This window comes from Acinetobacter sp. SM34, from assembly GCF_022012365.1.
In the GTDB taxonomy this organism is placed as follows: domain Bacteria; phylum Pseudomonadota; class Gammaproteobacteria; order Pseudomonadales; family Moraxellaceae; genus Acinetobacter.
The window spans coordinates 58,218-72,993 of the sequence record NZ_JAKLTP010000005.1 but is presented as its reverse complement, the minus strand read 5'-3'; the positions used below and the strand labels follow the sequence as shown (position 1 = coordinate 72,993).

Here is a 14,776-nt window from a genome sequence, read left to right as displayed (position 1 = left end):
CTGTTAACGATAACGCTCATACCATCGTGTTGGAATAAACTGACTTGTACATTGCCATTCGCCAGTACCCGCAATATTTCCAGCCATAGTGAGTTGACCACAACTTCCTGATGCTGAGCTCCCTGCCCCCCCACCTTTTGCTACAAATGAAATTCCTCGAATACCACTGCCCACTACATTACTGTTTTTATTAGCAGTGGTTAACTGGAATCCAGTTTTAGACTCTGAGGTACTATTTAATGTTCCATCAGCTTTCAAACAAGCCCCAAACGGCAGACAGAATCTTTGCCAATCAGTCTCACCAACAATACGAGGATTACAAGGATCATTTGGAGAAACCCCATCACCCTCCGGATCATATACAGATACTAACAGATGATTTGTTAAGGCCACGGGCTCTTCAAATGCTTTTAAACCACCCTCACGTCTAAATGAGTTATTAGCCTTTTCAGTTCCATCATAAAGACTTGATAATGAACGATACCACCCAAACTTTTGCATAACACCGTTTAAAATAAAACGGTTTACCACATTGGTTGTAGCTAGGGGTACAACTTGTGGATTTCGAATTAAATCAACAAGGGTTTTGTTTACAGTCGTTAATGTCGGTGTACCTGTAATTAGGTCTTTTGTGGCAAAATCTGCATCAATAATGCCGTACACATTATTTACAGGCTTTGTAGATAACGCTGTACTTGGCAACATCCCTTCGCGACCAATTGTTGGAGCAACATCCAATGGAGTGCTTCTGTCACCAGAAGCAGCACCTACCACTATAAATGTTTTACCACCTTCATCATGAATGGTGACTGTCACTGGTTCATAAAAACGAGGAGCATTACTATCTAGATATGTATTACTGCTCGTATATCCCGCATCAGTAATTGCAGATGCCAGATTTGCAAGGCGAGTAACTCGTTTTCCTAGTGCCGAAGATGTTGTTGCATTATTATTCAAATCAATACGGAATATTTGTCCACCCAAATCCCCAAAATATAGATGATCTACCAGACCATCCGCATCACGATCTAGTGTACTTATACGACTGACAATACTATGTTTAAGATACTTTTTACCATCAACATCCGTTGCACTACTATCATAAGTTGCTGACCATATGAGATCACCATTTGACGCATCAATGATATAAACAGCATTTCCTTTAGCCGTAGTTTTACTATTGCATCCTGTTGGATAAGTTAATCCACTTGCACCTAGTTGGAAGTTTGGATTTTCATAACATTGGTCATAACCACCACCAATAATCATGACACGTTTAATTACACCACCATAACGCACATTTGCTAATACTGGCTTAGACCAAGATTGCCCCATATCACCGAAATTTGTACTGTTATTATTTATTCTAAAAAGTAATTTAGGTTTTTTAGGATCAAGCACATTTAGTCCATAATAGCTCCCCCCCCCCATACGCATACCACCATATACATTCATACGGCTTGCAGTAACTTTTGTTGTTGTGGTTGTACCACTCGTACTACTCGTCATGTTATATGCAGGATCAGCTACCCAAGCACCATCTACCCCATGTGAAGGAGCTGTAGTATCCGTTGCTGTAGGAGACAGCGCTTTAGATTTCACCGTGTCATTCAAAATTTCAACAGGAACAAATACTGATTGCTCATCTCCTGTTGAAGCATCAACAATATGCAGACCGCCCTCCATGGTTCCGAATAGGACAGATCTATCACGCGTAGTTGTCAAATCGCCATTTGCATCCAATGTGCCTGAGTAAGTCAGCTGTACTGGATATGAGTGAATAATTCCACCTAAAGAAAAATATGGTGCATCTGACACAGTAAGGGTGCTAGGTAAGGCATCTGTGGTAAGTTCTAAATTAAAGCCCAAATAATTCAGTAATTTTCTTTTCAGCAATGCTGGATAATCTTTAATGGTTGTTGCTGTAGCAAATTGATCAAGAATATATGAAGCACTCGTAGCCGGAACAGTAGTATACCCATCTGTCGGAGCAGTCGGAATTTTTAATAAAGTTGCACCTGTACTAGCCCCAGCTACAGCTGCAAGTGGAACTGTAGCTGTTGAATCGTATACACCAGCATCCGTATAAAAATTACGTACAGAGCCAGAAGAAGCATAAGCATATCTTATGACATCGTTTTGAGCATTTCGTTGTTCTGTTTGCCCCAATGCTGGTACAGGCATATGCCAGCGTACCCCTCCTATCTCAACATTACCGCCATCATTATAGCTATATGAGGTGGATCCAATTGTAGTTGCTGTATTCCAATAATCCTTAGTAGATTTCGAAAAATCACCCGTACTGTTATAAACTAAATTGCCTGATTTATCTTGAAAAGCTCCCGCATTCGTTCCGGTTAAGATTGTTTCGTATTTTTTTAGGTTACCCCGCCAAGTCAAAGAAGTACTGGCTGGGTTTGGCTCAAGTGCACGCAAATAACCCGTGGTGTCTAAAGTTTTTGGATTCAGAGCATCATAAGGTACCGCTATTGCTCCTGTTGTTAATGGTGCAAGCGGGGCTGCGCCCAAATTACGAATGAATTCCAATACACTTTGTGTGACTTCATCATCAGTATCTGCAATAAAGAACCCTCCATTACCATAACCACCATCAAAAGCGGTCTGGGAGCTCGGTGCTGTTACGCCAAAGGTTGTACCTGGTGAACATCTGTCATTTGGAGCTGATTTTGTAATTGGATCATTATATGCACGTGATGCCAATTGACAGGAGGATTTCACGTACGATTGGGTCAAACTATTCATGTCAGAACCAAAACCAACAAATGCTGTTTTAATTGATACGCCTGTTGGATTGGTTATTGGATTGAAGAGTTTTTTGGCATAATTTGCCATACAGCCCAATGCTGAATCAGTACTGTTACCATTTGCACCAATTAAACTGTCACTACAATTTAAAGTACTGGCATATGTTGTAGTTAAAGAAGCTTTCATAACAGAAAGTGCTTCATCATTGCTTGAATTATTCGCTGCACCATCTGAAAGGATATATACGCCTTGCCCATCACAACTTTGCCGATCAGCAACTGCTGGAAGTGGCGAGGAATACTGAGCAGTTGCATCTGAAGCCGTCCGATCAACTACAATTCCCGGATTTGTTGCATCCTTAACTTTAGAATTTGCAATCCCAGTATTATTAAGCGCATTATAAGTAGCACTTTGATTTATATAATACGATCTAAAACCATTAGAATAACTATCATCCCTTACATCATAAGATGGCAAGTTACTATCACTTGGCTCACTTGTAAGATTAGATTGATAAGCTGTAGTTTTCCATGAATTACACATTTGAAAATAATCAGAACCACTTTTACTGGTATCATCCCAACTATTATTGCATTCATAAACAGAATATTTTCTATTCTTATTATTTCCTGTTCTTTCAATCCTAAAAACTTCTCTGTACGCTGTTACTGAAGATACATTCACAGCATAAGTTGATGTTCCCATTAGATAAGCTGCTGCTTCTGCATAAGCATGTGCAGTCGGTGTATAACCTGAAGCATTTAGATTTGCTATGGCCTTTTTCAGTCTTGCTCTTTGTTCACTGCCAGCAACCCCCAATGGTGCCGCTGGTACTAAAATCTGCCCTGTTTGACCATCACCATTTGCAGAATAATTTCCCAATCCCACACTGGTTCGTGGTAAGTCAGCATTATTACTATTTAATAGCGCAAACATACCGTCTTGTAGTCGACTCAAACGTGTATATTTTCTCTGACCAGAAGGACAGCCTGAACTAGAAGAATCACGTGTATAACTAATCGTTTCACTTCTTCCTCCAATTGTAATTGTTTCACTATATGGGGAAGTTTTTGTAGCCTGACAATTATCATACCCATCCATACTGCCTGAAGTATCAAGCATCATGACAATCGTTTTTTTACCAGCTTCTGGCACTGCATATATCTGTAAATCACTAGCACGCACAACCGAAGCCGTCATTAACCAGGACATGGTCAATGAACTGGCACATACTGCAAGCCACAGCTTATTACGTTTCAAATTTTTAAATTCATTTTTCATTTCATTCTCTCCTTAACCGCCTGGAGCTGTGACTTCAGTCAGCTTATTCAGGTAATTAAATTCCTGAACCTGAACACTAAATGGGACGTTATTTGTTCTTAAACAATCTGCGAGCGTTTCTTTATCTTTTAATTCAGTAGAAAGATTGTCGCTAATTTTAGTATGAGCAGCACTTAAACAATTTGTCTGAATTGTTGAGATTGAAGTCGATGAATATGCCGGCAACATTGCAGTAGAAATAACCCTAACTCGTTGTGTAGAAGTCATACTTTTTGGAAGTTGTGCACCTTCTGTTAAATTAATACCACGCGGCAAATTTGAACCCGGAGCATCGGAGCTCGCATCTGTAGGAATACTCACTGCTACTTGCGTTACTACTGCAGCACGGCTACTACCAAAATCGCTATCGAGTGTACAAAAACCATTTCCAATGCCAGCCTCTTTTGTAGCATCATTAGCTGTACCGGCCCGAATCAAAGCAGCATCGACTGTCTGTGAAAACTTAACTGTTGCAGAGGTAGGCTTATAACAAAAAATATATTCTGCACCGGGACTACTCTCATGTGCTCGTAAACTTGCACCCACTACATTGCCAAAATTCGTTAATGTCGTAGGATCTGTTTTTGTCAATAAATAAAGTGGCGTATCTGAAGCCTGAAAGTTCAATTGATCAACCTGACTATTTGTTGCTACGCCTAATGAGACAATCGCAACACGTATGGCTAAAACCCCAACCACAGTAATAACCAATAAAATAATTAGGACAACAATTAATGTCGCACCTTGCTGTCGATGCAATGTATATATTGGAGTCATTGGTCTCATAGGTTTTCCCCCATTGCATTACGCAAAGCTACCGTAGAGTTATAAGCACGTCTTACAAAGCGATTCGTTGTATCCGCTGCTTTAACCGTTGTATCCAACATGACGTAAGTTGCCTGCGTAGGATCAACCACTGTATTTTTTGCATTATTTGTAGAACGAATAAGCACTGAAGCCTGAATTGCCAAAATTCTTGGTGCTTTCTTTGCGGTAGGTGTAGTTGCCCTGGCAGTAATTGCGGCAGTTCTATACTGTGGAATGGTGTAATAACTTAAATTCCCTGTCTCATCTCTTGCTTTTAACAGCACATGAAAGTGATCCACTCGTGGAATAACAATTTGTCCCGCCGTTCCTAAACCGGTAATTGTGGTAGGTTGAGCAGAAACAGCTGTTGCCGATGTTGCAGGTGTATTGGCATCACAAGCAAGTGCAATATCACTGTCTCCAGTCCCGTTGGCATCCACTCTTAAAAAATACCGTTGTACAACCAAATCGCCTGGAAATACTGTTTGCCCTTCACAATTAAACATTTGAGAAGGAGCAACGAATTGAATGGTCAATTGATCACTGATTTGAGCTGTACCCGCTGTATTTTTTACATTAGATAATCCTTTCCAGTAATTATCTGTGCTTGAAACAGCATCTCCACTACCTCGACTTAATAATGCCGCATCAATATAAGCAGTTGTACCTACTTTAGGCACAAAATTCACGTTGGTCGTGCTTGATGCTGTAGATCCCGTAAGAACAATACCGCCATATGCAGTCTGGTCATTAATTTCCAGATTGGTTGAATTCCCCACATTCGCCAGACGGATATCCCGCAGCATATAATCCACACCAAATACACCACTGTCCTGAATTTCAGCATTGGCACGTTGCAACTGGCTAGACAGAATTCCCCCTGTAAATAGCTGAATTGCAGCTGCAACTAGGATTAACCCTAAAACTAGCGCCACCATCAGCTCAATCAACGTAAAACCCTTTTGTAGCTTAAAAGAAGGTCTATTCATCTTAATAAGCCTCCATCATCAAACATGAGGCGCCACTTACATACGTTCCTGAACTTGACATGCAACTAGAAGCATCAATAGTGGTGGTAGAAACACCCCCTGTCGTTGTAGTCGTAAAATTTGGCTGTGTTTTGCCCCAAAAAATATACAAACATTGACGTTTTAAACTCATCGTGCTTGTGACACCCGGGCAGTTTTCCATTGTAATTTTCATTCCATACTGGTCAGCATTTTTAGCAGCATTATAAGCATCATAGGTCGCCATCTGCACTGCTGTACATGCTGAATTCAGACAGGATGTAGGTTCAACTGTAGTAGACGAATAATTACCGTATCCTTGAACTAAAGCAGGATAATTCGAAAATGCCGCAGGATTGGAACGTATATTTTCAGCTAGTCCTCGCATCACAAGCATGGCCTGTGACTTACTTAAGGCTTCTGCAGAAGCATCTATGGCTCGCAATTGTAAAGCCACATAACCTAACACCCCAATCGCGAGTACAAGCAAAGCCACCAGAACTTCAACCATACCAACACCGGCCTGATTTTTTAACATTTTCATGAGCATGTTCCCTCAGGTTTGGTATAAACAGTGCCCAATCTGGTTAATACGAGTTGTTTGTTTTTCTTTAACTTTGTATTACACAGACTGATTAAAGCATCCTGATTTAAACCACTGACTAAGCCATTTTTATCAAATATCAAGCTAGTTCCTGAATAAGTTCCCAATGTTTGATCTGCCGCTAAGGTCTGGATGGTTAAATCCACATTAACCCCTTTATCCCAATTCATAATGGTATCGGTATTACCTGCTGTTGAATTAAGAGCCAAAGTCACATTCGTTCTTTTTAATATTGCTTGACTTTTGGTTTGGGTTAATATTGAAAGTAATTCTCTTTCTTTTTTTTGAAATCTTTGTTTTTCTAACAAATTACCCATAGAAGGAGCAGCCATTGTTGCAATAATCGCCAACACAGCTATTGTCATCATTAATTCAATTAAGGTGAATCCTTGTTCTTTTCTTTGCATACTCCCCCCAAGGCAACAAAACTTTACCCTATTTAAAATAATATCGGACTTAATTACAAATTAAGCACACAAAAGGATAAAAGGCATAAAAAAACAGATAATTGCCAAAAAGCAATTATCTGTCAATTTTTTAAAATTTTCAGAATGTTAAACAATTCACGGATTAACCCTGTATTACGGGAATACGTAACTCTTTCGGCAAACTAAAAGTAATATTTTCTTCACGTCCCGAAAGTTCTTCCGGCGCTTTGGCACCCCAGTCCTGTAAACGTTGAATCACCTGTTTGATTAAAATCTCAGGCGCTGAGGCGCCTGCGGTTACGCCAATTTTGGTCTTTTCATTAAACCAGGCCTGCTCCAGCTGATCTGCATTATCGACTAAATAGGCATGTTTCCCCATACGCTCCGCCAGCTCACGCAACCGGTTTGAATTAGATGAATTAGGCGAACCCACCACCAAAACCACATCACATTGTGCCGCCAAGTCACGTACCGCATCCTGACGGTTTTGAGTGGCATAGCAGATATCATCCTTACGTGGCCCCTGAATGTGAGGGAATTTGCTACGCAAGGCATCAATGACTTTCGCCGTGTCATCAATCGACAAGGTAGTCTGAGTCACAAAAGCCACTTTTTCAGGATGCTGTACCACTAAAGCAGCTACATCTTGTTCATCTTCCACTAAATAAATGTGACCGCCATTTTTTTTATCATATTGCCCCATGGTGCCTTCAACCTCGGGATGACCTTCATGCCCAATCAAGATAGCTTCCGTTCCTTCACGCGCATATTTAGTCACTTCAATATGCACCTTGGTCACCAGCGGACAAGTGGCATCAAACACCTTTAAACCACGGCGTTCCGCTTCCTGTTGTACCGCTTTCGATACGCCATGCGCACTAAAGATCACGATATTGTCATCAGGAACCTCATCCAGTTCATCGACAAAAATTGCACCGCGCTGACGCAAATCATCTACCACGAACTTGTTATGTACGACCTCATGACGCACATAAATAGGTGGATTAAAGCATTCTAGTGCCCGATTGACGATCGCAATTGCTCGGTCGACACCTGCACAAAAACCACGTGGATTGGCCAATACAATTTCCATAAGATCCTCAATGTTCACCCGAAGTTGAGCGGAATAATTTGAAATAAATACCAACAAAAAGACGCTTGGCTATTTTGTTTGCGAGTCGTCTACTCTAAAATAGAGAAGATATTTTATCATATCAGGAAAAATATCATGTCGGGTCTCTTGTTTGTCGTTTCTGCTGCATCCGGAACAGGCAAAACATCCCTCGTTAAAGCCCTGCTTGACCGTGTCACCAATCTACACGTTTCTGTCTCTCACACCACGCGTGGCCAACGTCCTGGCGAGCTCGACGGTGTGCATTATCACTTTTCAAAAAAAGAAGATTTTCTTGCCCTAGTTGAGCAAGGCGGTTTTATTGAATATGCAGAAGTGTTTGGCAATTATTACGGTACTGCTCAAGCAACCGTAAAACAACAGCTTGCCAAGGGCCATGACGTTCTACTTGAAATTGATTGGCAAGGTGCGGAGCAAGTTCGCAAACTTTTTCCTGAATCACGTCAAATCTTTATTCTTCCACCCAGCCAGTTCGATTTGCGCCAACGCCTGTCCAATCGTGGTACCGACTCGGTTGAGGTGATTGAACGTCGCTTAGGCTGTGCAGTTGAAGACATGCAGCAATATAGCAATTTTGACTATGTCATTATTAATGATGACTTTAATAAGGCGCTGCATGATCTGGAATGCGTGATTATTGCCAATCGTCTAGTATTATCGCAGCAAGCAACCCGTCATCAGGAATTGATTGAAAAATTAATTACTCCTGTTGAACCGTGATTAAAACTTGAGTCTGCAGGCAAAGCATTTTATACTGCCCAGTCTGTTCAAATTTAATATTCAAACGAGAATTCTTATGGCACGCGTAACCGTTGAAGATTGTTTAGACCATGTAGACAACCGCTTTGAGCTTGTACTAGTGGCAAGCAAACGCGCGCGTCAATTGGCACGTCAAGGGATCGAACCTACTGTAGAATGGGATAACGATAAACCGACTGTAGTTTCTTTACGTGAAATTGCTGCCGGTCATGTATCTAAAGACATCTTGAAACAACGTGATCAAGACTATCAAGCTTCTAGCCTTGACCTGGCACTTTCTGCAAACAATCTGAATTTAGATGGCTTTTCTTTCCAATAAGAAAAAATATCTGAGAAAAAGCCTAGTTTTAACTAGGCTTTTTTTATTGCATAACTTTTATATTTGCCCAATAAACGTTATAACATAGGTATAAAGATACGTTATTTAAGAGGTATCTTTTTGCTTTTTTTTAAATGAAAAAATTGACAAGTCATGCAATATGCTTTTCATTAAAGCTCTAGCGATTTAAATTGTAGAAACTGAAGTAGTAAAGGTGTTATATGCCAGGCCCACAGGTCAGCCAAGCCAAGCAACAGCTCAAAATTATTATCGATGCGTACTTAAGTGCAAGTGATGTCGAGCGCGTGCTTGTGGCCTGCGATTATGCTGATATTGCGCATGATGGCATCACCCGTAAAAGTGGCGAACCTTATATCCTGCATCCGATTGCAGTGAGTAGCATTCTTTCGCATATGCGTCTGGATGCCGAAACCCTAATGGCCGCCCTACTGCATGATGTCATTGAAGATACCGATTTTAACAAGGAAGACATCGCTGAAAAATTTGGGCGTACGGTTGCAGAACTGGTCGATGGTGTCACCAAACTCAGCCATTCTAGTGATAAAGAATACAATAAAGCCGCATCCTTCCGTAAAATTCTGCAAGCTACCTTACAAGATCCACGTGTCATTATTATTAAACTGGCCGACCGTTATCACAACATGACCACCTTGGATTCATTGCGCCCAGATAAACGCATGCGTATTGCCCAGGAAACTTTTGATATATTTGTGCCCATGGCGCGCATTGTCGGCATGAATGAAATGGCCGACAACCTGGAACATCTGTGTTATCAGAATCTTGATCTGGATATGTTTAATAATGTTCAAGATGCCTTATTACAAACCAAGCCTAAACGTTGTGAATATCAGAGCCTCTGGGAAAAGAACCTGACTGAACTGCTGCAACAGCACCAGATTACTGGCCGCATTAAAAAGAAAAATAACAATATTGAATTACTGCGTCACTTTGTGAAAAACGACATTGATTTACAGGAGCTGACTCATAGTCATGCTTTTGAAATTATTTTACAAAGCATTGCCGATTGTGACCGTCTGGCAGAAATCCTGCGTGAAAACTTCCAGATTTTGCATTATGAAGATCATATTCGTCGCCCATTACCGGGTGGCAACCAATCGTTGATGATGCGCTTAAAAGGTGAAAAAACCACACTATCATTGACCATCCAAACCGAGTTAATGCGTAGGGCAGCCCGTTTTGGCGTGGTACTGGGTGAAAATGCGCCGCAAGCCTGCCGCTCAGCCATTCAGGCCTCTATGCAGAACCTGAATGTACTGATTGATGGTGCCTGTGCCAAAACTACCTTTAGCGACTTGTTAGATTATTTACACCAGGAAAAAATCTGGGTGTATACCCCGCATGGCAATTTGCACGAACTCCCTCAAGGTGCTACAGCAGTCGATTTTGCTTATTCAGCCAGCCTGTTTTTAGGCAATCACGCTGTCGGAGCAAAAATAAACGGCGAAACCCGCCCTCTTTCAACACCACTTATTAGTGGGCAAGTGATTGAGATTATTACCGATGTTCTAGCGACACCAAATCCAGACTGGCTAAGCTTCATTAACACCCAAAAAGCACGTCGCGCCTTGCAAAATATTTTGCGTGATCAGGACATTGAAGAACAGCAATTAGTCGGCCAGCAGGCACTTAACCGTGCCCTTAAACTGTTTAATCGATCAGTAAAAGACTTAACTGAAGCAGATTGGCAGGATATCCTGCAATGGCGTCATATTGAGTCCAAAGAACAGTTATTTGAGCAGATTGCTGTGGGCGATTTGCTTCCACAACTGGTTGCCAATCATCTTTTTGCACAAGGTCAAAATCTGGAACCACAATCATCAACCCGACTGATTCAAGGGACGGAAGGTATTGATGTCAAATATGCGCATTGTTGCAACCCGGTACTCGGTGATCCAATCCAGGGACACCTCTCACGCCGTGGCTTAATTGTGCATCGTGCTCGCTGTCATAATCTTTTGCATGAACAGCATCAGCATCCAGAAAATATTATGCCGTTGCACTGGACCGCTGAAGATATCAATGACATTAGTTTCACTGCTTATTTAAGTATTGATATGCTGATGAATGATGAACAAATTTCTGACCTGATTTATCAGTGCCGTAAAGAAAAAACCGGTGTAGAAATGGTTCATGCCCATGAAGGGAAAACCTACGTCCACATTGTGGTGCATAACCGCAAACAAATTGCTCAAATTATTCGCGATTTACGCATGCACTTTGGTTTTCCACGCATAACCCGTTTAGCCCAGCCAATCAACATTGCCGAAGCATCTAAAGCAAGTTAATTCAATCATATGCAACTTTTTTGCCTGATATACGCTATGATGTATGAAGATGATATAAGGAGAAATCAATGTCACGCCAAGTAATCCATACTGAAAATGCACCTGCAGCTATTGGTACATATTCTCAAGCGATTTTAGTTGAAAATACTCTGTACCTTTCAGGTCAAATTGGTTTAGATCCTTATAGTATGGAATTGGTGGAAGGTATTGAAGCTCAAATTCGCCGTGTATTTGATAATTTAAAAGCGGTCTGTGAAGCAGCTGGTGGCTCATTGGCAGATATCGCCAAACTGAATATTTTTCTGACTGATCTTTCACACTTCCAATTGGTGAATCAAATTATGGGTGAATATTTTGCCCAGCCTTATCCAGCACGTGCAGCCCTAGGGGTAGCAAGCTTGCCTAAAGATGCCTTAGTGGAAATGGATGGCATCGTGATTATTAATAAATAATTTTCAATTAGTTAGAAAATTGCACAAAATACCACCGATAAGGTGGTATTTTTTTATTCAAAAACTCAATCATAATAAATGATATTTCAAATGAATTTCATTGACAAACGATAATAATTATCAATAATATTACTTATCCCATTTCACTATTTAGTGTGGCTAGTTCAAATGTACGTGTGCTTATGTCGTGGTATTACCGATCAAGATATTAAAGATGCAGTCGCAAATGGCGCAGAAAGCTATCGTGAAATTCGCGACCTACTTGATTTAGGTACCTGCTGTGGCCGTTGTGCACCTGAAGCACGTGCCATCATTAGCGAAGAGCTTTCAGAAATTGCAGCCCGTATATCGGTAGCGGCTTAAATCCGATAATCTTAATGATAAATTTAATGGTCAGAAGATCATTCCTCCTCTCCCGCTTATGACTCTAGGCGGGTTTTTTATACACCCTGTCTAGCTTGCAGCCTTTTATGGTTCTTGATTGCGATTTTCATTTGCTGTTCAATAAACCACTCGCCATTGTTTTGCTTCTTGTTTAAGATAATTACAATAATAATTTTTTTGATTGCCTGACCCTTTGTGAAGGCAAAAATTGTTGATGGAGAACTTACAATGAAAGGCAATCGTGACGTCATTAATCAGTTAAATCAGGTGCTTTATCACCAGTTGACTGCCATTAACCAGTATTTCCTGCACTCACGCATGTTTAACGATTGGGGAATTGAGAAGCTGGGTTCGGCAGAATACAAAGAATCGATTCAGCAAATGAAAGATGCGGATAAAATTATTGAACGCATTCTATTTCTTGAAGGCCTGCCCAACTTACAAAATTTAGGCAAGTTATACATAGGCCAGCATACTGTTGAAGTACTGAATTGTGATGTACGTAAAGTCAACGAAAATATTGAAGCCCTGCAAAAAGCGGTCAGCCTGGCTGAACAGGAAATGGATTATGTGACTCGCGATCTTGTTCAGGAAATCCTGGAAAAAGAAGAAGAATATCTGGACTGGACCACCACCCAGCTTGATCTAGTCGAGAAAGTCGGTATCGAAAACTATATTCAAAGCCAGATTTAAGAGTTTAAAAAGCCAGTCGATTGACTGGCTTTTTTAGTTATTAGATTCGCTTTTTGACCGTCTTATTTTTTGGCTACGGGTTGGGCCAATGATGCGTAATCTATATCGACTTTACGTAATTTTTTTAACAACCAGAGCTGATGTTTAGCTTCCTGCTCATAACCATTAAAAGCCAGTATTTTGGCATACTTGAGCAGATCATAGGAGGTTGGATAATTGAGCACCATCTCCCTAATTTCTTCAAGCTGTTGTGCACTCACCTTGCTATAGGGATTCATACGAATCCAGTCAATACGCCGGTTAAACTCTTCCAGCAAGTAAATCTGATCCTGATTGGTGATTTTTTCCGGCTTTTTTTCATAGCGTAGTGTTTGATTAAGTTTAGGTACTAGAACTGAATAATCTCGCACAATCAGAATCAGCAGCAGAATAGATAGTCCATAAGTCACCCGCATATAATTGGGTGAAAGGGTCAGGACTTTAGTATCCGCCTGTTGCGACTGAATCAAGCCAATGATAAAACCTACCGGAAGCAGAAAATACGCATAGTATTGAGGGAATTCCAGCATTGAATGAATCAGCACTGCGCCAACCATCAAAATCCCAATTACCGATTCTACCGAATTGACCCGTTTATTCAGCTGATAGCCCCAATAGCCAAAGTAGGCCAGAAAAGGAAGTCCGATAATAAGGCCGTTCCACAGGATAAAATCGAGAATAAAATTATGTGCGCTACGAATCCAGACCGGTCCCTGAAAATGATCACTGACCAAGGTATAAGCCACACTGGTCTGATTCCAGCCATAACCCAACCATGGACGGTCAGCAATCGCATGCAGCATCTGTTGCCAAATGGCTAAGCGCGACATATCACCTGTGGCACGCTGTACCACATCACGGCTTTGAATAATATGTGCATCTGTGGCTTGAGCAAGAAGTTGGCTCAGTATGGGTGCTACAACAATCAATCCGACAAATACACCCAACCAACTGATTGTCCAATACCATTTAAGCCGAATAAAGCCACGATATTGTTGATAAGCCAAGTAGACTAAAATACATAAGCAAGCCACCCAAGAAGTTCGTGACTGACTTAAGGCAACACCTATTAATATAGGCAATGCACAAGCGACTAACCATTTGGTTTGTACCTTTTTCTTTTCATAGAGATACAAACACGCCATTAATGACATCATCAAAAAAGTTGCCATATTATTGGGTTGGGCAAAATTTGCGTAGGGGCGTGTATTACCTTGTATGTTGATCATGCCGGGCAAATGGGCATCTAAATTTGTCCATTGGCATATGGCGATACCAGCCGTTGCTGTACCTGCCATTAAAACTACACAACTAAGCCCAGTAAAAATGCGTTCACGGTCTGGTTTTTCAACCGATAAGTTATAACCAATCACCATACTCAGCCAAAAGCCAAGCACAAACAAGGTACAGATCAAGGCTTTATCAAAGAAAAATAGTTCCCCTGCCCCATATTGAACCAAAGGGATAGCCGCGAGAAGCAATAATGGCAAACCGATCACCGGTAATTTAATTTTGTCTTTTAAATAAATGGCAGCGAGTACAAAAAGCGATAAAAAGGCAAAAAGTTCACCAGTATAGGTAACCCAAGGGCGGTAGTGGATAGGCAAAAGCCAAGCCAGTGATATAAAGACACTGGCTAAAATAAAACCAAAAGCTAACATATAAAAGTCATAAAAAAACTTGGCATCTTATATATTATGATACTTAATCATTAAAAGCTGCCACTTAATATACATCTG

General features: G+C 40.9%; 13 protein-coding genes. 6 read left to right on the top strand and 7 right to left on the bottom strand.

Translation table 11 applies throughout. The features are described 5' to 3' along the window. Window positions 1–3 precede the first annotated feature (3 nt). From LZZ98_RS05870 to ispH, 6 genes are all read right to left on the bottom strand, one after another. Window positions 4–4,047 (bottom strand): PilC/PilY family type IV pilus protein, encoded by a 4,044-nt coding sequence (locus LZZ98_RS05870; protein WP_237787053.1) that lies wholly within the window; start codon window positions 4,045–4,047, stop codon window positions 4–6. Between the two features lie 12 nt (window positions 4,048–4,059). Beyond that, the gene (locus LZZ98_RS05865) at window positions 4,060–4,872 is read right to left on the bottom strand and encodes a PilX N-terminal domain-containing pilus assembly protein (RefSeq protein WP_442862689.1); all 813 of its coding nucleotides are present in this window, start codon (window positions 4,870–4,872) and stop codon (window positions 4,060–4,062) included. After that, entirely contained in the window at window positions 4,869–5,882 is a 1,014-nt protein-coding gene (locus LZZ98_RS05860) for a PilW family protein (RefSeq protein WP_237787052.1), read from the bottom strand. The genes LZZ98_RS05865 and LZZ98_RS05860 overlap by 4 nt, the downstream gene beginning before the upstream one ends. A gap of 1 nt (window position 5,883) precedes the next feature. Further along, window positions 5,884–6,450 (bottom strand): type IV pilus modification protein PilV, encoded by a 567-nt coding sequence (pilV, locus tag LZZ98_RS05855; RefSeq protein ID WP_237787051.1) that lies wholly within the window; start codon window positions 6,448–6,450, stop codon window positions 5,884–5,886. After that, window positions 6,441–6,911, bottom strand: coding sequence for a GspH/FimT family pseudopilin (locus LZZ98_RS05850; RefSeq protein WP_237787050.1), 471 nt, complete (start codon window positions 6,909–6,911; stop codon window positions 6,441–6,443). The genes pilV and LZZ98_RS05850 overlap by 10 nt, the downstream gene beginning before the upstream one ends. A gap of 163 nt (window positions 6,912–7,074) precedes the next feature. Beyond that, entirely contained in the window at window positions 7,075–8,025 is a 951-nt protein-coding gene (gene ispH, locus LZZ98_RS05845; protein WP_237787049.1) for a 4-hydroxy-3-methylbut-2-enyl diphosphate reductase, read from the bottom strand. 135 nt (window positions 8,026–8,160) lie between these two features. Between ispH and gmk the strand changes: the two genes are divergently transcribed. The 6 genes from gmk to bfr all read left to right on the top strand — a co-directional run bounded on the left by gmk (window position 8,161) and on the right by bfr (window position 12,998). Continuing rightward, window positions 8,161–8,784, top strand: coding sequence for a guanylate kinase (gene gmk / locus LZZ98_RS05840; RefSeq protein WP_237787048.1), 624 nt, complete (start codon window positions 8,161–8,163; stop codon window positions 8,782–8,784). A 76-nt stretch (window positions 8,785–8,860) separates the two neighbouring features. After that, window positions 8,861–9,142 (top strand): DNA-directed RNA polymerase subunit omega, encoded by a 282-nt coding sequence (gene rpoZ / locus LZZ98_RS05835; RefSeq protein WP_086174531.1) that lies wholly within the window; start codon window positions 8,861–8,863, stop codon window positions 9,140–9,142. 221 nt (window positions 9,143–9,363) lie between these two features. After that, entirely contained in the window at window positions 9,364–11,469 is a 2,106-nt protein-coding gene (locus tag LZZ98_RS05830; protein ID WP_237787047.1) for a RelA/SpoT family protein, read from the top strand. 68 nt (window positions 11,470–11,537) lie between these two features. Beyond that, the gene (locus LZZ98_RS05825) at window positions 11,538–11,921 is read left to right on the top strand and encodes a RidA family protein (protein ID WP_086174533.1); all 384 of its coding nucleotides are present in this window, start codon (window positions 11,538–11,540) and stop codon (window positions 11,919–11,921) included. Between the two features lie 168 nt (window positions 11,922–12,089). Then, the gene (locus LZZ98_RS05820) at window positions 12,090–12,284 is read left to right on the top strand and encodes a bacterioferritin-associated ferredoxin (RefSeq protein WP_086174534.1); all 195 of its coding nucleotides are present in this window, start codon (window positions 12,090–12,092) and stop codon (window positions 12,282–12,284) included. 249 nt (window positions 12,285–12,533) lie between these two features. After that, on the top strand, window positions 12,534–12,998 hold the full coding sequence (bfr, locus tag LZZ98_RS05815; protein ID WP_166168618.1) for a heteropolymeric bacterioferritin subunit Bfr: 465 nt from the start codon (window positions 12,534–12,536) through the stop codon (window positions 12,996–12,998). A 62-nt stretch (window positions 12,999–13,060) separates the two neighbouring features. On the opposite strand, the gene LZZ98_RS05810 is transcribed toward bfr, so the two are convergent. Next, window positions 13,061–14,698, bottom strand: coding sequence for a PglL family O-oligosaccharyltransferase (locus LZZ98_RS05810; RefSeq protein WP_237787046.1), 1,638 nt, complete (start codon window positions 14,696–14,698; stop codon window positions 13,061–13,063). Between the last annotated feature and the right edge of the window lie 78 nt (window positions 14,699–14,776).

Excerpts from the sequence above, each read along its gene's own strand:
- bfr (WP_166168618.1), top strand. The coding sequence starts at position 12,534 with ATGAAAGGCAATCGTGACGTCATTAATCAGTTAAATCAGGTGCTTTAT.
- gmk (WP_237787048.1), top strand. The coding sequence starts at position 8,161 with ATGTCGGGTCTCTTGTTTGTCGTTTCTGCTGCATCCGGAACAGGCAAA.
- LZZ98_RS05825 (WP_086174533.1), top strand. The coding sequence starts at position 11,538 with ATGTCACGCCAAGTAATCCATACTGAAAATGCACCTGCAGCTATTGGT.
- rpoZ (WP_086174531.1), top strand. The coding sequence starts at position 8,861 with ATGGCACGCGTAACCGTTGAAGATTGTTTAGACCATGTAGACAACCGC.
- pilV (WP_237787051.1), bottom strand. The coding sequence starts at position 6,450 with ATGCTCATGAAAATGTTAAAAAATCAGGCCGGTGTTGGTATGGTTGAA.
- LZZ98_RS05830 (WP_237787047.1), top strand. The coding sequence starts at position 9,364 with ATGCCAGGCCCACAGGTCAGCCAAGCCAAGCAACAGCTCAAAATTATT.
- LZZ98_RS05860 (WP_237787052.1), bottom strand. The coding sequence starts at position 5,882 with ATGAATAGACCTTCTTTTAAGCTACAAAAGGGTTTTACGTTGATTGAG.
- LZZ98_RS05850 (WP_237787050.1), bottom strand. The coding sequence starts at position 6,911 with ATGCAAAGAAAAGAACAAGGATTCACCTTAATTGAATTAATGATGACA.
- LZZ98_RS05865 (WP_442862689.1), bottom strand. The coding sequence starts at position 4,872 with ATGAGACCAATGACTCCAATATATACATTGCATCGACAGCAAGGTGCG.
- LZZ98_RS05870 (WP_237787053.1), bottom strand. The coding sequence starts at position 4,047 with ATGAAAAATGAATTTAAAAATTTGAAACGTAATAAGCTGTGGCTTGCA.
- ispH (WP_237787049.1), bottom strand. The coding sequence starts at position 8,025 with ATGGAAATTGTATTGGCCAATCCACGTGGTTTTTGTGCAGGTGTCGAC.
- LZZ98_RS05810 (WP_237787046.1), bottom strand. The coding sequence starts at position 14,698 with ATGTTAGCTTTTGGTTTTATTTTAGCCAGTGTCTTTATATCACTGGCT.
- LZZ98_RS05820 (WP_086174534.1), top strand. The coding sequence starts at position 12,090 with ATGTACGTGTGCTTATGTCGTGGTATTACCGATCAAGATATTAAAGAT.